The sequence below is a fragment of the Citrobacter sp. Awk 4 genome (assembly GCF_028069725.1).
Lineage (GTDB): Bacteria > Pseudomonadota > Gammaproteobacteria > Enterobacterales > Enterobacteriaceae > Citrobacter_D.
Genome location: NZ_JANEWG010000014.1, coordinates 1 through 24,533, shown reverse-complemented (window position 1 = coordinate 24,533; position 24,533 = coordinate 1). Strand labels below are relative to the sequence as shown.

Sequence of the window (24,533 nt, the reverse complement as noted above, 5' to 3'; positions counted from 1 at the left end):
TTTTATCCACTGTCTGCTCTCCGTTGGATTGCCTATTGTTTGCCACAACAACATTATGGACATGGGCTTTTGTAGCCCGGGAGCGACTTATGAAAGAGTTGGTGCAGATCCTGAAAAATACCCGCCAGCATTTGATGACTGGCGTCTCGCACATGATCCCCTTCGTGGTGGCGGGCGGTATTTTACTGGCCGTTTCCGTCATGCTGTATGGCAAGGGGGCCGTACCCGATGTTGCAACCGATCCGAATCTGAAAAAACTGTTCGATATCGGTGTAGCGGGTTTAACCCTGATGGTGCCTTTTCTTGCTGCTTATATCGGTTACTCCATCGCTGAACGTGCCGCGCTGGCGCCGTGCGCCATCGGTGCCTGGGTCGGCAACAGCTTCGGCGCCGGATTCTTTGGCGCGCTGATTGCCGGGATTATTGGCGGTATCGTCGTCCACTATCTGAAGAAAATCCCCGTGCATAAAGTACTGCGCTCGGTGATGCCCATCTTTGTTATTCCCATCGTCGGTACGTTTATTACTGCGGGCATCATGATGTGGGGGCTGGGCGAACCCGTCGGTGCTCTGACTGGCGGCCTGACGCAGTGGCTGCAGGGCATGCAACAGGGAAGCATCATTTTACTCGCGGTCATCATGGGATTAATGCTGGCCTTCGATATGGGCGGACCCATTAACAAAGTCGCTTATGCCTTCATGCTGATCTGCGTTGCGCAAGGGGTATACACCGTGGTGGCGATTGCCGCAGTCGGTATCTGCGTACCGCCGCTGGGTTTAGGTCTGGCGACGCTGATTGGCCGTAAAAACTTCTCTTCTGAAGAACGTGAAGCGGGTAAAGCCGCGCTGGTGATGGGCTGCGTTGGGGTGACAGAAGGGGCCATTCCGTTTGCCGCGGCAGACCCGCTGCGTGTGATCCCGTCCATTATGCTGGGCTCGGCGTGTGGGGCTGTCACTGCGGCACTGTTTGGCGCTCAGTGTTATGCCGGTTGGGGTGGGCTGATTGTGCTGCCCGTCGTTGAAGGCAAACTCGGTTACATCGCGGCAGTGGCTGTTGGGGGCGTGGTGACGGCGGTCTGCGTTAATGTGCTGAAAAGTCTGGCACGTAAAAATGTGTCTCAGGTTGACGAGAAAGAAGACGACCTGGATTTAGATTTCGAAATAAATTAAGTGAGGAATAAGCCATGACAAAAATTATCGCAGTAACGGCATGTCCTTCTGGTGTGGCGCACACCTACATGGCGGCGGAAGCCCTGGAGAGCGCAGCGAAAGCGAAGGGCTGGGATGTGAAGGTTGAGACGCAAGGTTCGATTGGACTGGAAAACGAACTGACTGCCGCCGATGTGGCTGACGCCGACATGGTGATCCTGACCAAAGATATCGGCATCAAGTTTGAAGAGCGCTTTGCAGGTAAAACCATTGTGCGCGTCAACATCAGCGATGCGGTTAAACGTGCGGAAGCCATCATGAACAAGATTGATGCGCATTTGTCGCAGACCGCATAGTCCCTTTCCCGCCCGTAAGGGCGGGTTTGCTCTTCCACAGGAGTTCCTCATGACGAATCGTATCCAGCGCCTGAAAGCGGCTTTGTTTCAGCAGAATCGTGAAATTTCGCTCGAGCGTGCGCAGCTATATACCCGTAGCCATCAGCAAACAGAGGGGCAGCATGTCATCCTGCGCCGGGCGCAAGCCACCGCGTATATCCTTGAACATGTTGAAATTTCGATTCGTGATGAGGAGCTGATTGCCGGAAACCGTACCGTGAAGCCGCGTGCGGGCATTATGTCGCCGGAAATGGATCCCTACTGGCTGCTTAACGAGCTGGAAAGGTTCCCGACGCGCCCACAGGATCGGTTCGATATCAGCGAAGAGGATAAGCGCCTATACCGCGACGTGCTATTCCCGTACTGGGAAAAAAGGTCAATGAAGGACTTCATCAACGCGCAGATGACCGATGAAGTGAAAGCTGCCGTGAGTACGCAGATTTTTAGCGTCAATCAAACGGATAAAGGGCAAGGACATATCATTATTGATTATCCACGCCTGCTGGAGAATGGTCTGGGGGCGCTGGTGGCGCAGATGCAGCAACATTGTCAGCAACAGCCGGAGAACCCTTTCTACCAGGCGGCGCTGTTGCTGCTTGAGGCGTCTCAACAGCATATTCTGCGTTATGCGGTACTGGCGGAAGAGATGGCGAAACAGTGCCCGGATGCGCATCGTCGCGAGGAACTGTTGATGATTGCCGACAACTCTCGCCACAACGCCTGGCATAAGCCGCAAACCTTCTGGCAGGCGTGCCAGCTGTTCTGGTATATGAACATCATTTTGCAGTATGAGTCGAACGCCAGCTCACTTTCTCTGGGGCGTTTTGACCAGTATATGCTGCCGTTTTACCAGGCGTCGCTAACCCTGGGTGAGTCCCCGGCGTTCTTAAAAGAGCTTCTCGAATCGCTGTGGGTAAAATGCAATGACATTGTGCTGTTGCGCTCTACCAGCAGCGCACGCTATTTCGCCGGATTCCCGACAGGATACACTGCGCTGCTCGGCGGGCTAACGGAGAACGGGCGCAGCGCCGTCAACATGCTCTCTTTCCTCTGTCTTGATGCGTATCAGAGCGTACAACTACCGCAACCCAACCTCGGTGTACGGACTAACGCGCTGATCGATACCCCATTTTTGATGAAAACTGCGGAGACGATTCGTCTTGGCACCGGCATTCCGCAAATCTTTAATGACGAGGTGGTGGTTCCTGCTTTTCTGAATCGTGGCGTCTCTCTGGAAGATGCACGTGATTATGCCGTGGTGGGGTGTGTGGAACTGTCGATCCCCGGCAGAACGTATGGTCTGCACGACATTGCGATGTTCAACCTGCTGAAAGTGATGGAAATCAGTCTGTATGAGAACGAAGGCAATAATGCGCTGACGTATGAAGGTCTGCTGGCGCACATTCGTGCCAAAATCAGCCACTACATCACATTGATGGTGGAAGGCAGCAATATTTGCGATATCGGCCATCGCGACTGGGCGCCGGTGCCATTGCTCTCTTCGTTTATCAGCGACTGTCTTGAGAAGGGACGTGATATTACCGATGGGGGCGCACGCTATAATTTCTCCGGCGTACAGGGGATTGGTATCGCCAATCTGAGCGACTCCCTGCATGCGCTCAATGGACTGGTCTTTGAACAACAACGCTTAAGTTTCGATGCACTGTTGTCGGTGTTGAAAGGCAATTTCGCGACGCCGGAAGGCGAAAAGGTGCGCGCCAGACTGATTAACCGCTTCGAAAAATACGGCAACGATGTTGATGATGTGGATAACATCAGCGCTGAACTGCTGCGTCATTACTGTAAAGAGGTTGAAAAGTACCAAAACCCGCGTGGGGGGCAATTTACGCCGGGATCGTACACTGTTTCGGCTCACGTACCGCTGGGATCTGTGGTCGGCGCAACGCCAGACGGACGCTTTGCCGGAGAACAACTGGCGGATGGCGGGCTGTCACCGATGCTTGGCCAGGATATGCAGGGGCCAACGGCGGTGCTGAAATCGGTCAGTAAGTTGGATAATACTCTGCTGTCGAACGGGACGCTGTTGAACGTGAAATTTACACCGGCAACACTGGAAGGTGAGGCCGGATTACGCAAACTGTCCGACTTCCTGCGGGCATTTACCCAGCTCAAACTGCAACATATCCAGTTTAACGTGGTGAATGCAGAAACCTTGCGGGAAGCACAGCAACGACCGCAGGACTTCGCGGGACTGGTGGTGCGAGTGGCGGGTTACAGCGCCTTCTTTGTCGAGCTGTCGAAGGAGATCCAGGATGACATCATTCGCCGCACCGCGCATCAGCTGTGAGGTTGTTGAGCCGTACAGTGAGGATGTCGCGCGTATTTTCAACATTCAGCGCTATTCGCTGAATGACGGACAGGGAATTCGTACGGTGGTCTTTTTTAAAGGCTGCCCGCATACCTGTCCGTGGTGCGCGAACCCGGAATCCCTCTCTCCCCGAATCGAAACGGTGAGAAGAGAAAGTAAATGCCTGCGCTGCGCGCCTTGCTTACAAGATGCCGATGAGTGTCCTTCCGGGGCCTTTGAGCGAATAGGTCGCGATATCACGCTGGAGGCGCTGGAGCGTGAGGTGATGAAAGATGATGTCTTCTTTCGTACCTCGGGCGGCGGCGTCACCTTATCTGGCGGTGAAATATTGATGCAGGCACCTTTTGCGACGCGTTTTTTGCAGCGTCTACGCCGTTGGGGCGTCTCCTGTGCGATTGAAACTGCGGGGGATGCTACGGCCAGCCGATTGCTGCCGTTGGCAAAGGAGTGTGACGAAGTCTTGTTTGATTTGAAAATCATGGATCCCGTCTTGGCGCGTGACGTCGTAAAAATGAATTTACCGCGGGTACTGGATAACCTTCGCTTGCTGGTGGAAGAGGGCGTTTCCGTGATCCCCCGTTTGCCGCTGATCCCCGGATATACGCTGGATGCAGACAACGTGCAGCGTGCGCTGACGCTATTATTATCATTACGTATCACCCAGGTTCACCTGCTACCGTTTCACCGGTATGGCGAACCAAAGTACCGTCTGCTTGAACAGCCGTGGACGATGAAAAATGTCGCCATACCGTCGGAGCATGAAGTGGCGGCATTACGTGAAATGGCAGAACGCGCCGGATTTCAGGTCACTGTGGGAGGTTAATATGGCTATTTCAACTGCTCGATATCTGGTTGCCGTGACCGCGTGTGTGAGTGGCGTGGCGCATACTTATATGGCCGCCGAACGCCTGGAGAAGTTCTGTCAGCAGGAAAAGTGGCATATCAAGATTGAAACCCAGGGCGCACTCGGGACAGAAAATCGTTTAACGGAAGCGGATATTAGCCGGGCTGACGTGGTGCTGCTGATTACCGATATCGAACTGGCGGGGATCGAACGTTTTAGCCACTGCCGTTATGTTCAGTCAGGTATTAATGCTTTTCTTCGCGAGCCACAGCGCGTGATGAGTGCGGCGCGCAAACTTCTCACTGCACCGCAACAGACCCACATCATTCTGGAGTAACGTCCTTCTCTGTGAGCTGACTGTGGTATTGCCGACGATACTCTGATGGTGAACGCTCCGTATTTTTACGAAACAGGCGACAGAAATAGTTGCTGTCAACAAACCCGCAGGTGCGGGCCACCTCTTTGACTTTTAGATCGTAACCTTTGAGCAGTGTCTTCGCATGCTCCAGCCGTGTGTGGTTCAGGTATTCGTTAAAGCCGATGGCGCCGGTTTTTTGAAACAGGTGTGAGAGGTAGTTTGGCGAGATGTAGAAAGCCTGGGCGACCGATTCACGGGTGAGCGGCGTAGCGTAGTGTTCATCAATATAATCGCGAATAGCTTCAAACAGCGCGTGGCTTCGTGATGCGGTTTGGATCTGACTGCCGAGCAGGTCGCGGCAATGGCTCAGCAGGCTGGCCACGATCAGTCTGGCGGTCTGCTGTTCCTGCGGCTGCATTTGCATTTCATTCAGCGTTTGCAGCAAGAAAGAGCCAATGCGGGGGCCACGGCGCGCCACATTCTGTTTGGCCAGATTTTGGTATTGCTCGCCATCCCAGTGAACGACGCTGAAACCTAACTGCTGCTTGCCAAACAGAATGCTGAGCGTGGTGACGGGCGTATTCCAATGCGGAAAGTTCCAGCCGCCCGCCGGGACGTACAGAACGTCGCAGGGTGTCAGTGTGGCGGGAATCCCGGAGATCCCTGCATCGACGAACTCACCTTCCAGCACAATCTCCAGACGCGGAAAATCAACCCGGTAAGCCAGATCGGGGATTGGACCGTTGGCCGTGGCGAAATAAATCTGACGCAGCGCCGTTGGGCCATTAATGAGACGAGAAAGAAGGTGGCTGACGTCGTGATACATGATGATCCCTTACCTGGCGCTGACAGGCCAACATTAACTGGCATCATAAAAAAAGGCCACTCTAAAAAGAGTGACCTTCAGGCGAACGATGGCGTCTGTTACTGATTTGCGACGCGATCCCCATACGGTAGGGTGTCGTAATCTAACAGCGCGTTTTTCTTGTAGGGATTGCCAATCCAGCGCGTAACTTCTTTAAACTGCGGGCTGGTGACGGAACGCGTTGGGTCATACCCGTCGTAGGTTAATCCAGCTAAATCAGACCAGGTGTGGATAAACTCAGAGCTGCTGTATTTACGGTCAACATCTTGTGATAAATCACGCGGATGCGCAGCCTGCCATGTTTCCGATGTCCACAACAGGAAGGGGACGGTATACATATGGCGCGTTGGCTTTTCTTCGTTGCGCCCCTGTGTTTTATGCGGTGGCGTGTCGTACACCTCTTCGCCGTGATCGGAGAAGTAGAGCAGGAAGCCGTTCGGATCGGTGGCTTTGTAGTCTTTAATCAGACTGGCGACCACGTGATCGTTGTACAGATTGGCGTTGTCGTAATCGTTATACGACTCCAGCTCTTCGTCGCTCAGTCCCGCAGGGACGTTGTCGGTCTTACCGTCAAACTTGCCCTGGTTTTCCGGGTAGCGGAATTTGTACTTAATGTGCGTACCCAGCAGGTGAACGATAATGAATTTCTTCGGTGCCGGGTCGGCTAACACGTCTTTAAACGGTGTCAGCACATTGGTGTCATACTCACGCGCACTTTGCGTGCGTTGCTGGTTCATGTAGAACTGCTCGTCGGTCTGTTTTGAGAACACGGTCAGCATGGTGTTACGGGCGGTCATTGTCTGCTGGTTGGTGATCCAGAAGGTCTTATAACCTGCCTGCTTCATCATGTTCATCAGTGACGGCTTCGACAGATACAGATCCGGTTCCTGTTCGTTGGCGAAGGTCAGCGCCTGTTGCAGGATCTCAATCGTGTATGGACGTGATGTCACCACGTTATTGAAGACGGTCAACTTAGGGTCAGAGTCGCGCAGGGCATCCAGTTCCGGCGTGGTTTCACGCGGGTAGCCGTACAAACTCATGCGCCCACGTTGGGTAGACTCGCCAATCACCAGGACAAGTGTGCGCGGAGCATCACCGGAATTGTCTTTCAAGTTCGCCAGCGGCGGCAGCGCGTGGTTCTGGCTCAACAGATTGTTTAGCGAGGTCAACTGGCGCTGATACTCAGCATAGCCAATCACAAATTGCCACGGGGCGGCAGGCTCCATGCGTGTGTAAAGGATGTTTAACGTTTTTTCATACGGTGCGCCTTTTACTGCTGACTTGACCACGAACGGGTTCAGAAAAAGGCCGTACAGCAGGGCAAAGGAGACGTACCAACGCCAGCGCCCTGGAATATAAATGGGGCGAAGACGTGTCCATAGCAGCACCGCTACAGCAGTATAGGCCAGGGCAATGACAATGATTTTCAGGCTGAAATACTGACTCAGATACTCGCTGGCTTCGTTGGCATTGGTTTCAAACATCACGAACAGGACGCTTTGCGAAAACTCCTGCCCGTAGATGACGAAATAGCAGAGTGTTGCCAGTGATGTTGCCCACAGTACGATACCCACTACTGCGGCAATAACACGCGTCCGACTGGGGAACAGCAAAATCGGGATCAACCAGAGTGAGCTGTAAAGCAGCGAGTCACGCAGCCCATTTGTGCCGCTAAACTCCGTAAAACAGATAATAACTTGCAGTAACGATGAGAAAAAACAGAAATAGAGGAGTGCCCAGCCCAGAGCTTTCCAGCTGAATGCTGGCGTAGGCTGGAGATTTAAGGATTGCATATAGTGAGCCTGTCTTTAATAGTGGCACCAAAGGTAGCACCTAAACCTTAAGGAAATCTGAACCATCAAGATGAATAATAAATACTCAAACAGTGAATGAAATGCAGACAAAAATAGATTGAATCGACAGACACTATAACAGCAGTTTTGTGAGTCCGCCCCGAGCAATGTCACGGGGCGGTTTACAGGGGGGAAATTAGCCGGTATTGCGCATGCCAGCTGCCACGCCAGCGATGGTGACCATCAGCGCTTGTTCAACTCGCGGATCAGGTTCATTACCCAGTTCTTCCGCCAGGCGCGAGCGGTGTAACAACTCTGCCTGCAGGACGTTCAGCGGGTCAGTGTAGACGTTTCTTAACTGGATAGACTCGGCAATCCACGGCAAATCCGCCATCAAGTGGGCGTCGTTGGCGATCGCCAGCACCACCTTGATGTCCTCTTCCTGCAGATGGCGCAATTCTGCACCCAGCGGCCACAGCTCTTTTTTAACCAGACGCTGGTCGTAATATTCTGCCAGCCACAGATCCGCTTTTGAGAACACCATTTCCAGCATTGCAAGACGTGTGGAGAAGAACGGCCAGTCACGACACATGGTTTCCAGTTCGCTCTGCTTGCCATCTTCGACCACTTTTTGCAGCGCGGTGCCTGCACCTAACCAGGCCGGAAGCATCAGACGGTTTTGCGTCCAGGCAAAGATCCACGGGATAGCGCGCAGTGATTCAACGCCACCGGTGGGGCGACGTTTTGCCGGACGCGAGCCAAGCGGCAACTTAGCCAGTTCCTGTTCTGGCGTTGCGGAACGGAAATACGGCACAAAGTCTTTATTTTCACGCACATAGCCGCGATACAGATCGCAAGAGGTGACGGACAGCTCATCCATAATATGGCGCCAGTCTTCTTTTGGTTCCGGCGGCGGCAACAGGTTAGCCTCCAGAATCGCACTGGTGTACAAAGACAAACTGCTGATGGTCACTTCCGGCAAACCGTATTTGAAGCGGATCATCTCACCTTGCTCGGTGACACGCAGTCCGCCTTTCAGGCTGCCAGGCGGTTGGGAGAGGAGCGCGGCATGAGCCGGGGCGCCACCGCGACCAATGGAGCCGCCACGTCCATGGAACAGCGTCAGTTCAATACCCGCTTTTTCACAGGTTTTGATCAGCGCGTCCTGCGCCTGATACTGCGCCCAGGACGCGGCCATCACACCGGCATCCTTCGCGGAGTCAGAGTAGCCGATCATGACCATTTGCTTGCCCTGGATAAACCCGCGATACCAGTCGATATTCAACAACTGCGTCATCACGCTATCGGCATTGTTCAGGTCATCCAGCGTTTCGAACAGTGGCGCGACAGGCATGGCAAAGCCAATACCGGCTTCTTTCAACAGCAGATGAACGGCCAGTACGTCAGACGGGGTTTTTGCCATCGATATGACGTAAGCGGCAATGGAACCGAGCGGTGCTTCGGCGATGACCTGGCAGGTATCAAGCACTTCGCGGGTTTCATTGCTTGGCTCCCAGTTACGTGGTAGCAGCGGACGTTTGGAGTTCAGTTCGCGGATCAGGAAAGCTTGCTTGTCGGCTTCTGACCAGTTTTCATAATCGCCAAGACCCAGGTAACGGGTCAGTTCACCCAGCGCTTCAGTATGGCGGGTGCTCTCCTGACGGATATCAATGCGGACCAGCGGTACGCCGAAGCATTTTACGCGGCGAAGGGTATCAAGCAGTTCGCCGTTGGCGATGATACCCATGCCACATGCCTGAAGTGACTGATAACAGGCGTACAGAGGCTCCCATAGCTGTTCGTTTTGCGTCAGCAACCCTGCGGGTTTTGGCTGCTTCTCACCTTTCAGGCGAGCCTCCAGCCAGGCCTGGGTCGCCATCAGACGCGAACGCAGATTTTTCATCAGGTAGCGGTAAGGCTCCGACGCACCTTCTTCACCCACCAGTTTCAGGAGTTCTGGCGTTGCATCGACCATGGACAGTTCGGAAATCAAAAATTGAATGTCTTTCAGGAAGAGGTCGGTGGCTTTCCAGCGACTTAACAACATCACATGACGGGTAATATCTGCCGTTACGTTTGGGTTGCCGTCACGGTCACCGCCCATCCAGGAGGTAAAACGAACAGGAACGAAATCAACCGGCAGTGTGTAACCCAGATTCTCTTCGAGCTGTTCGTTCAGCTCACGCAGGTAGTTAGGTACGCCCTGCCACAGACTGTTTTCTACCACGGCAAAGCCCCATTTGGCTTCATCCACCGGGGTGGGGCGTAGCTTACGGATCTCATCGGTATGCCACGACTGGGCGATCAACTGACGCAAACGGCGCATCAGTTGATGACGTTCGTAATCGACGATGTCTTTGTTATCAAGCTGCTTCAGGCAGGCGTTAACTTCACCCATTTTATGAATCAGCGTGCGGCGAGTGATCTCTGTCGGGTGCGCGGTGAGCACCAGTTCCAGGGACAAGGACTCCACGGCCTTTTTGATGGTGGCGTCATCAAGATTGGGTTGGTTTTTCAGTTTACGCAGGGTGCGGGCAATCACTTCCGGGTTGCTGGCAGCTTCGCCATGCGGCGAAATACTGTGGTATTGCTCAGCGGTATTGGCCAGATTCAGAAACTGACTGAACGCACGGGCAACCGGTAAAAGCTCGTCGTTGGACAGATTCTGTAGCGTAGTGAGCAACGCCTGGCGGTCGGCTTCATTGCCAGCACGAGAAGATTTCGACAGCTTACGGATTGTTTCTACGCGATCAAGAATGCTCTCTCCCAACGCATCTTTGATGGTTTCTCCCAGCACTTTGCCGAGCATACTGACATTACTACGCAACGCGGAATATTGTTCGTTCATATGACCCCAGACACCCCATCTTTAATTTGATTACCCTGTATCTTTCACGCCGCAGCGGTATTGGCGGCGCTCGCGCCTCTGGGTCACTGGCTTCAGTCAGTTCCCTGAGATGTGCTTGTGCGCGGCCTTGCTGCAATATGGAATTTTTTGGACATTGTTCTTCGTCGTCTTTTATAAAGCCACGTAAAAGACGTGACGTCAATTGCGGCGAAATCGGTTCAGCAAACGAATAAATGGCAGTAATTTACGATATTTAATTCAGCAAGAATCAAATAAGCGTTGCTAATGAAAATGTAAAAAAATCGCCCCGCTTATTCCATTCGAATGGGCGAGGCGAGGGATCGTTAATGCCAGCAGAAGTGATGTACCACCTGAGTGATTAATTCACGGGTTGGCTTAATGAAGCGTGTTTCCAGAAACTCATCCGGCTGATGCGCCTGATTAATCGAACCCGGTCCGAGCACAAGCGTAGGGCATAGTGTCTGGATAAACGGCGCCTCGGTGCAGTAGTTCACCACGTCTGTTCGCGTCCCCAGCAACTTTTCGACTACCTCGACCAGTTGATGATTGGGCGGGCACTCATAACCTGGGATGGGCGGGTGCAATTCTGACACCGTCAGGCGACCCGGCCAGCGTTCGCTCACCGGCGCCAGAGCATCATTGAGCAGGCCGTTAAGATCATTCAGCGTCATACCCGGCAGCGGGCGGATATCCATATGCAGTTCACAGCACGCGCAAATGCGGTTTGCCGCATCGCCGCCATGAATATGACCCAGATTTAATGTCGGATACGGGACGGTAAACGCCTCGTAGTGATAACGCTCTTTCAGGTCGTCGCGCAGTTGCATGATGCGGCCAATCGCGTCATGCATCAGCTCAATCGCGTTAACGCCACGCGCCGGATCGCTGGAGTGTCCCGACTGGCCGAGAATACGTATCGCATTTGAAATATGGCCTTTGTGGGCGCGTACTGGTTGCAGCGATGTTGGTTCGCCAATAATCGCACAGTCCGGGCGCAGAGAGGAGGTCTCTGCGAAATAGCGCGCGCCCGCCATGCTGGTTTCTTCATCGGCGGTCGCCAGAACGTAGAGCGGTTTTTTCAGCTTTGTGACATCTACGTCGCGCAATGCATCGAGAATAAACGCGAAGAACCCTTTCATGTCAGCCGTGCCCAGACCGTAGAGCTTATTGTCGTGTTCGGTCAGCGTGAAAGGGTCGCGCGTCCAGCGTCCATCATCAAACGGTACCGTGTCGGTATGCCCGGCCAGCAACAGACCACCGGCACCTTGTCCGATGCTTGCCAGCATATTGAATTTATGACGGGTTCCGGGGACGGGCTGAACGTCAACCTGAAAGCCCAAATCCTTAAACCATTCAGCCAGCAGAGTGATTAAAGACGCATTGCTTTGATCCAGCGCTTCTTCGGTTGCGCTAATCGATGGTGTGGCAATCAGAGCGCGGTAAATCTCGATAAATGGCGGTAAATCTTTTTTCATTGTTGACACACCTTAGGTCATGATAGTATCAATATTCATGCAATATTTGTGAATAAAAATACAATAACGTTAAGCGTAATAAAACCCACCAAGTGTAAGGTGAGGTGATAAACCTTAACCCGGTGAGGAAGATTCCCGTCTTCCCGATCACATAGACGTAAGAAGGTGAACAGCCCCGATGTTGAATACGCTGATTGTGGGTGCCAGTGGTTACGCTGGCGCAGAGCTTGTGACCTATGTAAATCGCCATCCTGATATGACCATAACCGCTTTGACCGTCTCAGCGCAAAGCAATGATGCAGGAAAATTAATCTCCGATTTACATCCGCAGTTAAAGGGCATTGTCGATCTGCCGTTGCAGCCAATGTCTGATATTAGCGAGTTTAGCGCAGGGGTGGATGTGGTGTTCCTCGCAACTGCTCATGAGGTGAGCCACGATCTGGCTCCGCAATTTCTGGCGGCAGGCTGTGTGGTGTTCGATCTCTCCGGCGCGTTTCGCGTTAATGATGGCGCCTTCTACGAAACATATTATGGTTTTACGCATCAGCACCCTGAACTGCTGGAGCAGGCGGTGTACGGTCTGGCTGAGTGGAACGCCGATAAACTGAAAGAGGCAAACCTGATTGCCGTACCGGGGTGTTATCCCACGGCAGCGCAGCTGTCGCTGAAACCGCTGATTGATGCCAGTCTGCTGGAGCTCTCCCAGTGGCCGGTGATTAACGCCACCAGCGGCGTGAGCGGTGCCGGGCGCAAGGCCGCAATTTCGAATAGCTTCTGCGAAGTGAGCCTGCAACCGTACGGCGTGTTTACTCACCGTCATCAGCCGGAAATCGCAACGCATCTGGGGACCGAGGTGATCTTCACGCCGCATCTGGGTAACTTCCCACGGGGCATTCTGGAAACCATTACCTGCCGCCTGAAACCGGGTGTCACGCAGGCTCAGGTTGGGCAAGTATTGCAGCAGGCGTATGGTGACAAACCGCTGGTGCGTCTGTATGACAAAGGCGTTCCGGCGCTGAAAAACGTTGTTGGGTTGCCGTTTTGCGATATCGGATTCGCAGTACAGGGCGAGCACCTGATTGTTGTGGCAACCGAAGACAACTTATTGAAAGGCGCAGCGGCGCAGGCAATGCAATGCGCTAACATTCGTTTTGGCTTTGCCGAAACACAGTCTCTTATCTAAGGGTGCAATGATGAATCCATTGATTATCAAGCTGGGCGGCGTATTACTGGATAGCGAAGAGGCGCTGGAGCGCCTGTTTGCCGCACTGGTGAACTACCGTGAATCGCATCAGCGTCCGCTGGTCATTGTGCATGGCGGCGGCTGTGTGGTGGATGAGCTGATGAAAGGGCTCAACCTGCCGGTGAAAAAGAAAAACGGCCTGCGTGTGACGCCAGCTGATCAGATTGACATTATTACCGGCGCGCTGGCGGGTACGGCAAACAAAACCCTGTTGGCGTGGGCGAAGAAACATCATATTGCCTCTGTGGGGCTTTATCTTGGCGACGGTGACAGCGTAAAAGTGACTCAGCTTGACGAAGAGTTAGGTCATGTTGGACTGGCGCAGCCGGGTTCGCCTGTGCTGATTAACACCCTGCTGGAAAGTGGTTTTCTGCCGGTGGTTAGTTCAATCGGCGTAACCGAAGAGGGGGAATTGATGAACGTCAACGCCGATCAGGCGGCGACAGCGCTGGCGGCAACGCTTGGTGCGGATCTCATCCTGCTCTCCGATGTGAGTGGAATTCTCGACGGGAAAGGTCAGCGTATTGCCGAGATGACCGCCGACAAAGCGGAACAACTGATTGAACAGGGCATCATTACCGATGGCATGATTGTGAAGGTGAATGCGGCTCTGGATGCGGCGCGTACGCTGGGCCGTCCGGTGGATATCGCCTCCTGGCGTCATGCGGAACAGCTTCCGGCGCTGTTTAATGGTACGCCGATCGGTACGCGTATTCTGGCGTAAGATTCTGTGCCGGATGACGCTTCGCTTATCCGGCCTACGTGGGCTTGTAGGCCCGGCAAGCGCAGCGCTACCGGGCAAAAAATTGATTATTAAGGAAATTTGCTATGGCACTTTGGGGTGGGCGTTTTACACAGGCAGCGGATCAACGGTTCAAACAGTTCAATGACTCTTTGCGCTTCGACTATCGCCTGGCGGAGCAGGATATCGTCGGCTCTGTTGCCTGGTCCAAAGCGTTGGTGACCGTTGGCGTGTTGACCGCAGACGAGCAGTTGCAACTGGAAGAGGCTCTGAACAATCTGCTGGAAGAGGTGCGTCTGGACCCGCAGCAGATCCTGCAAAGCGATGCCGAAGATATTCATAGCTGGGTGGAAGGCAAGCTTATCGACAAGGTCGGTCAGTTAGGTAAAAAACTGCATACCGGACGTAGCCGCAATGATCAGGTCGCGACCGATCTGAAGCTGTGGTGCAAAGATACCGTCGCGGAGCTACTGAGTGCTAACCGCCAACTGCAAAGTGCGCTGGTGGAAACCGCGCAAAACAACCAGGACGCGGTGATGCCGGGCTATACCCATCTTCAGCGTGCGCAGCCGGTCACATTTGCCCACTGGTGCCTGGCTTACGTTGAAATGCTGGCCCGCGATGAGAGCCGCCTGCAGGATGCGCTTAAGCGTCTGGATGTCAGCCCATTAGGTTGTGGCGCGCTGGCGGGCACCGCTTACGAGATTGACCGTGAACAGCTGGCCGGTTGGCTGGGCTTTGCATCGGCTACCCGTAATAGCCTCGACAGTGTTTCCGATCGTGACCACGTACTTGAACTGCTGTCCGACGCGTCTATCGGGATGGTTCACCTGTCACGTTTTGCAGAAGATCTGATTTTCTTTAATACCGGCGAAGCGGGCTTTGTTGAGCTTTCCGATCGGGTGACTTCCGGCTCTTCTCTGATGCCGCAGAAGAAAAACCCGGATGCGCTGGAACTGATCCGTGGCAAATGTGGGCGTGTGCAGGGCGCGCTGACCGGCATGATGATGACGCTAAAAGGTCTGCCGCTGGCGTATAACAAAGATATGCAGGAAGACAAAGAGGGGCTGTTCGACGCGCTCGACACCTGGCTGGATTGTCTGCATATGGCGGCGCTGGTGCTGGATGGCATTCAGGTGAAGCGTCCTCGTTGCCAGGAAGCGGCGCAGCAGGGTTATGCCAACGCGACGGAACTGGCGGATTATCTGGTCGCTAAAGGCGTACCGTTCCGTGAAGCGCACCATATTGTGGGTGAAACGGTGGTCGAAGCGATTCGTCAGGGTAAACCGCTGGAAGCGTTGTCGCTGAATGATTTGCAGAAGTTCAGTGCGGTGATTGGCGATGATGTGTATCCCATCCTGTCGCTGCAATCCTGTCTGGACAAACGGGCGGCAAAAGGTGGTGTATCGCCGCAGCAGGTTGCTCAGGCGATCGACTACGCAAAGGCGCGTCTGGCATAGGTCTGATACGCGTAGCGCCATCGGGCAGATTGGTGCAGCATGCCGGATGGCAGCTTTGCTGTATCTGGCCTGATGGTTGTAGCCTGTAGGGGAATTCGAGCCTGGCGCCACGTCAGGCTTTTTTATGCAAAAAAAAGCGGACCACGGGGTCCGCAAAAGTTCACGTTGGCTTTCGCTATGTCGAGTATGAGAGAAACTCTCTGAACGGGCAGTGGCTTCAAGGGGTTAAAGAGGTACCGCTCCGTTTCTGTGATGTATTATTAGTCAGAAGGCTTGATAGGGATAATCGTTCGTTGCTATTCTACCTATCGCCATGAACTATCGTGGCGACGGAGGATGAATAATGAATATTCGTGATCTTGAATACCTGGTGGCATTAGCCGAGCATCGTCACTTCCGGCGGGCGGCGGACTCCTGTCACGTTAGCCAACCGACGCTGAGCGGGCAGATCCGCAAGCTGGAAGATGAGCTGGGCGTGATGCTACTGGAGCGTACGAGTCGTAAAGTTCTGTTCACTCAGGCAGGTTTGCTGCTGGTGGATCAGGCGCGTACCGTGCTGCGTGAGGTCAAAGTGCTCAAGGAAATGGCAAGCCAGCAAGGCGAGACAATGTCCGGGCCGTTACATATTGGTTTGATCCCAACGGTTGGCCCTTATTTGCTGCCGCATATTATTCCCATGCTGCATCAGACCTTCCCGAAGTTAGAAATGTATTTGCATGAGGCGCAGACGCATCAATTGTTAGCACAACTGGATAGCGGCAAGCTCGACTGCGTTATTCTGGCGCTGGTGAAGGAGAGTGAGGCGTTTATCGAAGTTCCGCTGTTTGATGAACCGATGATGCTGGCGATCTATGAAGATCACCCGTGGGCGAACCGCGACCGCGTGCCGATGTCCGATCTGGCGGGTGAAAAGCTGCTGATGCTGGAAGATGGCCACTGTTTGCGCGACCAGGCGATGGGCTTCTGTTTTGAAGCCGGTGCGGATGAAGATACTCATTTCCGGGCAACCAGTCTGGAAACATTACGCAATATGGTGGCGGCAGGAAGTGGGATTACTCTGTTGCCTGCGCTGGCGGTTCCGCCAGAACGTAAGCGTGATGGCGTGGTATATCTGCCTTGTATTAAGCCTGAACCGCGTCGTACGGTTGGGTTGGTTTATCGTCCCGGATCACCGCTACGCAGCCGTTATGAGCAGTTGGCGGAGGCCATCCGTGGTTCGATGGATGGCCATTTTGACAACGCGTTAAAACAGGCGGTTTAAACCATTTAACGCCGCTACCCGATAGGCTTCCGCCATCGTCGGGTAGTTAAAGGTGGTGTTAACGAAGTACTCAATCGTGTTACCACCACCTTTTTGTTCCATGATCGCCTGGCCAATGTGAATAATTTCTGCCGCACGCTCACCAAAGCAATGGATCCCCAGAATTTCTTTGGTTTCACGATGGAACAGGATTTTTAGCGTTCCAACATTCATCCCGACGATTTGCGCCCGCGCCAGATGTTTAAACTGAGCACGTCCTACTTCATACGGCACTTTCATCGCTGTCAGCTGCTGTTCGGTTTTACCGACAGAACTGATTTCCGGAATGGTGTAAATCCCGGTGGGGATATCTTCGATAAGATGGGCTGTGGCTTCTCCTTTGACCAGCGCGTGTGCTGCGATACGGCCCTGATCGTAAGCCGCAGAGGCAAGGCTCGGGTAACCGATCACATCGCCCACGGCATACACGTGTGGTAATGCCGTTTGGTACATGCTGTTGACTTTCAACTGACCGCGGCTGTCCGTTTCCAGGCCAATATTTTCCAGCGCCAGCGAATCCGTGTTACCGGTGCGTCCGTTGGCGTACAGCAGGCAATCCGCTTTTAGTTTTTTGCCGGATTTCAGGTGCATGATCACGCCATCGTCACACCCTTCGATTTTCTCGTACTCTTCATTGTGGCGAATGACGACGCCGCTGTTCCAGAAGTGGTAAGAGAGGGAGTCGGACATTTCCTGATCGAGGAATGCCAGCAGACGATCGCGGGTATTGATCAGGTCGACTTTGACATCCATTCCCCGGAATATTGAGGCGTATTCACAGCCAATAACCCCTGCGCCATAGATCAGTACGTGGCGCGGTTCATGTTGCAGGCTGAGAATGGAATCACTGTCATACACGCGGGGATGCGAGAAGTCGACATCGCCAGGATGGTACGGGCGAGAACCGCAGGCGATGACAAATTTCTCGGCCGTCAACGTTTCTACCGTACCGTCATGGCATTCCAGTGCAAGCGTGTGTTCGTCAACAAAACGGGCGTTACCTTGCAGAATTTCGCAGTGATTACGCTCATAAAAACCCTGCCGCATGCGCGTTTGCTGATTTATTACGTTATCGGCATGGTTGAGAATATCGGCAAAGGAAGAACGAAGCAGTCGGGAATGGTCGCTGTAAAGTGGGTTCTGATTGAATTCGATGATACGGCTAACGGCGTGGCGGAGCGCTTTTGACGGGATGGTGCCCCAGTGGGTACAACCGCCGCCAACGTTATGATAACGCTCAATAACGGCGACGCGCGCGCCAAGCTTAACCAGACCCATTGCAGCGCCTTCGCCGCCGGGGCCTGAACCTATTACTATTGCATCGTAATCGTAGGAATGTGGCATGGTAAGGCTTACCTGTTCTTATACATAAAAGCAACAGGATAGTAACATTATTGCCGGGATAACCCAATTATCGTTGTGCTTTTTTGCGAAGTCGAAGCACAAACTGCGCGTAAACAATCATTCACAATCCGGCGTAAACCCGTTACTTTTAATCTCTGGTATAGTGCCAGACAAGGCATACGGAAGGATTCAGACATCGTGATGGGCGTTAGAGCGCAACAAAAAGAGAAAACCCGGCGTTCGCTGGTAGAAGCTGCATTCAGTCAACTGAGTGCTGAGCGAAGTTTCGCCAGTCTGAGCCTGCGCGAAGTTGCGCGGGAAGCGGGCATTGCGCCAACCTCGTTTTACCGCCATTTCCGTGATGTGGATGAGCTTGGTCTGACGATGGTCGATGAAAGCGGTTTAATGCTACGTCAACTGATGCGTCAGGCGCGTCAGCGTATTGCCAAAGGTGGGAGTGTGATCCGCACCTCGGTCTCCACATTTATGGAGTTCATTGGCAACAATCCAAACGCCTTCCGTTTATTATTGCGTGAACGTTCGGGTACCTCTGCCGCGTTTCGTGCGGCCGTTGCGCGTGAAATTCAACATTTCATCGCGGAACTTGCGGACTATCTTGAACTCGAAAACCATATGCCGCGTGCGTTCACTGAAGCTCAGGCCGAAGCCATGGTGACGATTGTGTTCAGTGCGGGCGCGGAGGCATTGGATGTTGGCGCAGAACAGCGTCGGCAATTAGAAGAGCGACTGGTATTGCAACTGCGCATGATTGCGAAAGGGGCATATTACTGGTATCGCCGTGAACAAGAGAAAATGTCACATCACTCCGAGTAACGTGAAGGATGAGCAATGAAACAGTCAGGTCAAGATAAAGGTACGCTACTGCTGGCGCTGGTCGCTGGCTTGTCAATCAATGGTACATTTGCGGCGCTGTTTAGCTCCATTGTGCCCTTTTCTGTCTTCCCGTTAATTGCGCTGGTACTGGCGGTGTATTGCCTGCATCAACGCTATCAAAATCGCACGATGCCTGTGGGGCTACCAGGTCTTGCTGCCGCCTGCTTTATTCTGGGTGTGCTGCTCTACAGTACCGTGGTACGTGCGGAATATCCGGATATCGGCTCCAACTTCTTCCCGGCAGTACTGTCGGTGGCGCTGGTGTTCTGGATTGGCTTTAAGGTCCGCAATCGTAAGCAGGAATTGCCAGAATAATGTAGTAGGCCTGATGGCGCTGCGCTTATCAGGCCTACAACGGCAACGCGTTTTACTTCGCTGTCAGCAATACCCCACACTCCATATGGTGCGTATACGGGAACTGATCGAACAACGCCAGGCGTGACACATTGTGCGTCTGGCTTAATGTTTCCAGGTTCTTGCAGAGCGTCTCCGGATTACAGGAGATGTAGAGGATACGCGGATACGCCTGCACCATTTTTTCGGTTTCACTGTCCAGACCACTGCGTGGCGGGTCAACAAAAATGGTTTCGCACTGATAACTCTTCAGGTCAATGCCCTGCAGACGGTTAAATTCACGCACGCCGTTCATCGCCTGGGTAAACTCTTCCGCAGCCATACGAATAATTTGTACGTTATCAATGTGATTCGCGGCAATATTGTACTGTGCTGCCGCCACTGACGGTTTGGCGATTTCCGTCGCCAGTACACGGTCAAAATTTCGCGCCAGCGCTAACGAAAAGTTACCGTTACCGCAGTACAGCTCAAGCAGGTCGCCGGTCGATCCTTTGGTTGCATCCAGCGCCCATTCCAGCATTTGAATGTTCATCGCCGCATTAGGTTGGGTAAAGCTGTTCTCTACCTGGCGGTAGATCATCTCTTTCCCGGCAACCGGTAGACGTTCGTCTATGAAATCCTGGTCCAGCTCAATTTTGGTTTTCGTTGCCCGGCCGATCAGATGCACATTCAGATTTTTTGCGCGTAATGCATCCCGTAAGACTTCGGCTTCTTTACGCCAGGCATCATCCAGTTTTTTATGGTACAGCAGCGAGACCACCGCCTGATTGCTCATTGTGGTGAGGTAATCAATCTGGAACAGTTTGTGGCGTAGGGTGTGATTGTCGCGAACGCCTTCAATCATGGCAGTCATCAGTTGGTTGATCAGCTCGCTGGCGGCCGGGAAGCTGTCGACGCGAATGCGGTTTTTGGTCTGCTGATCAAACATGATGTGGTACAGGTCATCACCATCGTGCCATAAACGAAATTCGGCGCGCATACGGTAGTGGCTGACCGGCGAGCGAAACACTTCCGGCATCAGGTCAGAAAACGGCGCCATCATACTCTGCAAACGGACGACTTTCTCGGCAAGCTGCGCGTCATACTGTTCTGTCGGAAGGTGTTCGGGGGTCATGATGCATCCTGAATAATAAAAGTACGCGGGGATTGTAGGGATTGCTCATCAGATGTCCAGTCATTGATGATTACGGATTTGTGATATCGAGTGTAGACAATGGGTTATAGCAGAATGTAGCATCCGTGCTCCGGTCCTGTGAGTTAAAAGGGAACCCAGTGTAAATCTGGGGCTGACGCGCAGCGGTAAGGAAAGATGGGATGGGTGCGTAAGCAGACACTGCCGGAAGGTGGGAAGTCTTCATCTCTTTTTATCGGGTACATCGATAATCTTCCAAGCCCGAAGACCTGCCGGCTAACGTCGCATCTGGTTTTCATCATCGCGTACTATCGATGGGGCCTGCGGCATCCTTCTTATATTGTGGATGCTTTACAATGATTAAAAAAACCTCGCTGCTGACGGCGCTCTCTGTCACAGCATTTTCCGGGTGGGCGCAGGATGTTAACCCGGACACCATGGTCGTTACCGCAAACCGTTTTCAACAACCAGTGAATACCGTGCTCGCGCCAACCGATATTGTCACCCGTGAGGATATCGAACGTTGGCAATCCAAAAACGTTCTGGATGTGATGCGTCGCTTACCTGGTGTCGATGTGGCGCAAAATGGCGGGCTGGGCCAAGGATCTTCTCTTTATGTTCGAGGGACTGAATCCAGACATGTTCTGGTGCTGGTGGATGGGGTCCCTGTCGCCCGTCCTGGAATATCAAACAACTCCGACATCGATCAAATACCTGTTTCGCTGGTACAGCGTATTGAATATATCAGAGGGCCGCGCTCGGCAATTTATGGTTCTGGCGCTATCGGTGGTGTGGTCAATATCATTACTATGACGGGCGAAGAGCGTTCGCAGATTAATGCAGGAATGGGGACAGATGGTTACCAGCAATACGATGGTACCTGGCGCCAGCGTTTTGACGATACGGTGGTGACTGTGGCCGGGGCGTATCAGACAACAAAAGGTTTTAACGTCCAGCCAAACTCTAGTTATAGCGGCGATCACGATCGTGATGGCTACCGCAACAAACTCTTCTGGGGTGGGGTTGAGCATAAGTTTAACGACAATGTTAGTGGCTACTTCCGCGGATATGGCTATGCCAGCAATGCGGATTATGACCAGGGCAACTGGGGGTATGATGGCGGTAATGACGAACATCAAAACTACACTCAGTCGTGGGATACTGGGTTGCGCTTCAATTCGGGCATCTACTCTTCGCAACTGGTCGCTAATTATCAGCGTATTAAAGATTACAATTACAGCAGCGTGAATGGCCGCTATGCACCAGGCTACACCCTGGATGACATGGAACAACGTTACGTTCAGTGGGGAAACAATGTTGTTGTCGGAGATGGGGCGGTAAGTGCGGGTGTGGACTGGAAGCAAGAAAAACTGAACGCTTCCGGCCAGGATATACAGATGGTATTCACGACCGATACGTATAAGCGCGATACGACGGGCCTTTACTTGACCGGACAGCAACAGATTGGCAGTGTGACTCTTGAAGCCTCCGGGCGTGAAGATCACGACGAGCAGTTTGGCTGGCATGGTACCTGGCAAACTGCCGCAGGCTGGCAATTCGTTGATGATTACAAAGTTACGCTCTCTTATGGTACTGGCTTTCTTGCCCCTTCTCTTGGGCAACAATTTGGCGCCGAGCGTTTTGGTATCTCCTCAAACCCAAATCTGAAGCCTGAAGAATCTAAGCAATGGGAAGCGGGGATTGAAGGAGTAACGGGGCCGGTTGACTGGCGCTTGTCGACCTACCGTTACAAGATTCAGAATCTGATCGATTACAACAACAATACCTACTTCAACGTGAAATCCGCGACGATAAAAGGTCTGGAGTGGACGGGAAACGTAACGACTGGACCTGTTGAGCATCGGTTAACGCTGCAATATGTTGATCCGCGTGATGATGAGACCGACAAACAACTCTATCGTCGCGCGAAACAACAGGTTAAGTACGAGTTGAGTGGACAGCTCTATGAGTTAGGTTGGGATGTAACTTATCAATACATAGGCGAACGCTACGATTACGACTATGACAACTCACGCACAATCAAAATGGGCGGAATGAGTTTGTGGGATATCGGACTTTCATATCCACTCACCTCACAACTGACAGTTCGTGGTAAAATAGCCAACCTGTTCGACAAAGATTACGAGACAGTTTATGGCTACCAAACTGCAGGACGGGAATACACCTTGTCTGGCAGCTACACCTTCTGATCCACGTCCCACTGTGCTGGTGTTTGATTCCGGCGTTGGTGGACTGTCAGTTTATGATGAGATCCGGCATCTCCTGCCGGATCTCCACTATATATACGCATTCGATAACGTTGCTTTTCCCTATGGGGAGAAGAGCGAGGAGTTCATCGTTGAGCGCGTTGTTGAAATTGTCACTGCAGTTCAGCAACGTTACCCTCTCGCGCTGGCCGTTATTGCCTGCAACACAGCCAGTACGGTTTCACTGCCTGCATTACGTGAAAAGTTTGCTTTCCCGGTAGTGGGGGTCGTTCCTGCTATTAAACCGGCGGCGAGGCTGACGGCGAATGGCGTAGTGGGGCTACTGGCGACGCGAGGGACGGTTAAACGCCCTTATACCCATGAGCTGATTGCGCGCTTTGCTAATGAATGCCAGATCTCCATGTTGGGTTCTGCAGAGTTGGTAGAGCTGGCTGAAGCTAAGTTGCACGGCGTTCCTGTCCCCCTGGAAGAGTTGCAACGTATTCTGCGCCCCTGGCTTCGCATGCAAGAGCCGCCTGACACGGTGGTATTAGGATGCACGCATTTCCCTCTACTACAGGAAGAATTATTACAGGTGCTTCCTGAAGGGACGCGGCTGGTCGATTCCGGTGCTGCAATTGCGCGTCGTACTGCCTGGCTGTTAGAACATGAAGCACCAGATGCAAAATCAACGGATGAGAACATTGCGTTTTGCATGGCTGCTACCCAAGAGACTGAACAGTTATTACCCGTTTTACAGCGTTATGGCTTCAAAACGCTCGAAAAACTGGCTGTTTAAATGTCTTTTGCTCAAAAAGAGAACGCTTGAGAAATTATTTTGAATTTCCGCTTGTCAGCCGGAAATAACTCCCTATAATGCGCCTCCACTGACACGGAACAACGGCACGCAAGCCGCCGGGTCAGCGGGGTTCCACTGAGAACTCCAGCAGAGAAAGCAAAAATAAAGGCTTGACTCTGTAGCGGGATGGCGTAATATGCACACCCCGCGCCGCTGAGAAAAAGCGAAGCGGCACTGCTCTTTAACAATTTATCAGACAATCTGTGTGGGCACTCAAAGTGACATGGATTCTTAACGTCCCCGGACGAAAAATGAATACCAAGTCTTATGAGTGAACACGTAATTCATTACGAAGTTTAATTCATGAGCATCAAACTTAAATTGAAGAGTTTGATCATGGCTCAGATTGAACGCTGGCGGCAGGCCTAACACATGCAAGTCGAACGGTAGCACAGGGGAGCTTGCTCCCTGGGTGACGAGTGGCGGACGGGTGAGTAATGTCTGGGAAACTGCCCGATGGAGGGGGATAACTACTGGAAACGGTAGCTAATACCGCATAANGTCGCAAGACCAAAGAGGGGGACCTTCGGGCCTCTTGCCATCGGATGTGCCCAGATGGGATTAGCTAGTAGGTGGGGTAACGGCTCACCTAGGCGACGATCCCTAGCTGGTCTGAGAGGATGACCAGCCACACTGGAACTGAGACACGGTCCAGACTCCTACGGGAGGCAGCAGTGGGGAATATTGCACAATGGGCGCAAGCCTGATGCAGCCATGCCGCGTGTATGAAGAAGGCCTTCGGGTTGTAAAGTACTTTCAGCGGGGAGGAAGGCGATACGGTTAATAACCGTGTCGATTGACGTTACCCGCAGAAGAAGCACCGGCTAACTCCGTGCCAGCAGCCGCGGTAATACGGAGGGTGCAAGCGTTAATCGGAATTACTGGGCGTAAAGCGCACGCAGGCGGTCTGTCAAGTCGGATG

Annotated in this window: 19 protein-coding genes, 1 rRNA gene and 1 riboswitch; of the genes, 14 read left to right on the top strand and 6 right to left on the bottom strand. The window is 53.0% G+C overall.

Annotated features, from left to right (window positions below; all coding sequences use genetic code 11):
- The first annotated feature begins 89 nt into the window (after window positions 1-89).
- The 5 genes from NNO04_RS08040 to NNO04_RS08020 are packed head-to-tail and all read left to right on the top strand — an operon-like array spanning window position 90 to window position 5,053.
- Window positions 90-1,169 carry a PTS fructose transporter subunit EIIC gene (locus tag NNO04_RS08040; RefSeq protein WP_271444215.1) on the top strand — a complete coding sequence of 360 codons (1,080 nt, stop codon included), beginning with the start codon at window positions 90-92 and terminating at the stop codon, window positions 1,167-1,169.
- Between the two features lie 14 nt (window positions 1,170-1,183).
- The gene (locus NNO04_RS08035) at window positions 1,184-1,504 is read left to right on the top strand and encodes a PTS fructose-like transporter subunit IIB (RefSeq protein WP_271444214.1); all 321 of its coding nucleotides are present in this window, start codon (window positions 1,184-1,186) and stop codon (window positions 1,502-1,504) included.
- Window positions 1,505-1,553: 49 nt separating this feature from the next.
- Complete coding sequence (locus NNO04_RS08030; protein WP_271444213.1) at window positions 1,554-3,851, top strand: formate C-acetyltransferase; 2,298 nt, start codon at window positions 1,554-1,556, stop codon at window positions 3,849-3,851.
- Entirely contained in the window at window positions 3,817-4,695 is an 879-nt protein-coding gene (locus tag NNO04_RS08025; RefSeq protein ID WP_271444212.1) for a [formate-C-acetyltransferase]-activating enzyme, read from the top strand. Before NNO04_RS08030 ends, NNO04_RS08025 begins: the two co-directional genes overlap by 35 nt.
- A gap of 1 nt (window position 4,696) precedes the next feature.
- On the top strand, window positions 4,697-5,053 hold the full coding sequence (locus NNO04_RS08020) for a PTS fructose-like transporter subunit IIB (RefSeq protein ID WP_271444211.1): 357 nt from the start codon (window positions 4,697-4,699) through the stop codon (window positions 5,051-5,053).
- Here the strand turns inward: NNO04_RS08020 and NNO04_RS08015 are convergent.
- From NNO04_RS08015 to argE, 4 genes are all read right to left on the bottom strand, one after another.
- Window positions 5,040-5,900 (bottom strand): helix-turn-helix transcriptional regulator, encoded by an 861-nt coding sequence (locus tag NNO04_RS08015; protein WP_271444210.1) that lies wholly within the window; start codon window positions 5,898-5,900, stop codon window positions 5,040-5,042. The genes NNO04_RS08020 and NNO04_RS08015 overlap by 14 nt on opposite strands.
- Before the next feature lie 98 nt (window positions 5,901-5,998).
- Window positions 5,999-7,732, bottom strand: a complete 1,734-nt coding sequence (locus NNO04_RS08010) for a phosphoethanolamine transferase CptA (RefSeq protein WP_271444209.1) — start codon at window positions 7,730-7,732, stop codon at window positions 5,999-6,001.
- A 196-nt stretch (window positions 7,733-7,928) separates the two neighbouring features.
- Complete coding sequence (ppc, locus tag NNO04_RS08005; protein ID WP_271444208.1) at window positions 7,929-10,580, bottom strand: phosphoenolpyruvate carboxylase; 2,652 nt, start codon at window positions 10,578-10,580, stop codon at window positions 7,929-7,931.
- 344 nt (window positions 10,581-10,924) lie between these two features.
- Window positions 10,925-12,076 (bottom strand): acetylornithine deacetylase, encoded by a 1,152-nt coding sequence (gene argE, locus NNO04_RS08000; RefSeq protein WP_271444207.1) that lies wholly within the window; start codon window positions 12,074-12,076, stop codon window positions 10,925-10,927.
- A 178-nt stretch (window positions 12,077-12,254) separates the two neighbouring features.
- Between argE and argC the strand changes: the two genes are divergently transcribed.
- From argC to oxyR, 4 genes are all read left to right on the top strand, one after another.
- Complete coding sequence (argC, locus tag NNO04_RS07995; protein WP_271444206.1) at window positions 12,255-13,259, top strand: N-acetyl-gamma-glutamyl-phosphate reductase; 1,005 nt, start codon at window positions 12,255-12,257, stop codon at window positions 13,257-13,259.
- A 7-nt stretch (window positions 13,260-13,266) separates the two neighbouring features.
- The gene (argB, locus tag NNO04_RS07990; protein ID WP_271444205.1) at window positions 13,267-14,043 is read left to right on the top strand and encodes an acetylglutamate kinase; all 777 of its coding nucleotides are present in this window, start codon (window positions 13,267-13,269) and stop codon (window positions 14,041-14,043) included.
- Between the two features lie 104 nt (window positions 14,044-14,147).
- Window positions 14,148-15,521 (top strand): argininosuccinate lyase, encoded by a 1,374-nt coding sequence (argH, locus tag NNO04_RS07985; RefSeq protein WP_271444204.1) that lies wholly within the window; start codon window positions 14,148-14,150, stop codon window positions 15,519-15,521.
- 343 nt (window positions 15,522-15,864) lie between these two features.
- Complete coding sequence (oxyR, locus tag NNO04_RS07980; RefSeq protein ID WP_162380273.1) at window positions 15,865-16,782, top strand: DNA-binding transcriptional regulator OxyR; 918 nt, start codon at window positions 15,865-15,867, stop codon at window positions 16,780-16,782.
- Here the strand turns inward: oxyR and sthA are convergent.
- Window positions 16,765-18,165, bottom strand: coding sequence for a Si-specific NAD(P)(+) transhydrogenase (gene sthA / locus NNO04_RS07975; RefSeq protein ID WP_162380272.1), 1,401 nt, complete (start codon window positions 18,163-18,165; stop codon window positions 16,765-16,767). The two genes, oxyR and sthA, sit on opposite strands and share 18 nt — an antisense overlap.
- Window positions 18,166-18,363: 198 nt before the next feature.
- Here sthA and fabR point away from each other — a divergent pair, with 198 nt between their 5' ends.
- Both fabR and NNO04_RS07965 read left to right on the top strand, forming a co-directional pair.
- Window positions 18,364-18,999 (top strand): HTH-type transcriptional repressor FabR, encoded by a 636-nt coding sequence (fabR, locus tag NNO04_RS07970; protein ID WP_162380271.1) that lies wholly within the window; start codon window positions 18,364-18,366, stop codon window positions 18,997-18,999.
- A 15-nt stretch (window positions 19,000-19,014) separates the two neighbouring features.
- Window positions 19,015-19,374, top strand: coding sequence for a YijD family membrane protein (locus NNO04_RS07965; RefSeq protein WP_162380270.1), 360 nt, complete (start codon window positions 19,015-19,017; stop codon window positions 19,372-19,374).
- Window positions 19,375-19,426: 52 nt separating this feature from the next.
- On the opposite strand, the gene trmA is transcribed toward NNO04_RS07965, so the two are convergent.
- Window positions 19,427-20,527 (bottom strand): tRNA (uridine(54)-C5)-methyltransferase TrmA, encoded by a 1,101-nt coding sequence (trmA, locus tag NNO04_RS07960; protein ID WP_271444203.1) that lies wholly within the window; start codon window positions 20,525-20,527, stop codon window positions 19,427-19,429.
- A gap of 114 nt (window positions 20,528-20,641) precedes the next feature.
- Window positions 20,642-20,836: riboswitch (cobalamin riboswitch) on the top strand.
- Between the two features lie 65 nt (window positions 20,837-20,901).
- On the opposite strand from trmA, the gene btuB reads away from it, so the two are divergent.
- The 3 genes from btuB to NNO04_RS07945 form a co-directional block, all read left to right on the top strand.
- Window positions 20,902-22,755: a TonB-dependent vitamin B12 receptor BtuB gene (gene btuB / locus NNO04_RS07955; RefSeq protein WP_271444202.1), complete on the top strand. Its 1,854-nt coding sequence runs from the start codon at window positions 20,902-20,904 to the stop codon at window positions 22,753-22,755.
- Entirely contained in the window at window positions 22,700-23,551 is an 852-nt protein-coding gene (gene murI / locus NNO04_RS07950) for a glutamate racemase (protein WP_271444201.1), read from the top strand. Before btuB ends, murI begins: the two co-directional genes overlap by 56 nt.
- Window positions 23,552-23,929: 378 nt before the next feature.
- Window positions 23,930-24,533 (top strand): 16S ribosomal RNA (locus tag NNO04_RS07945); the annotation flags it as partial.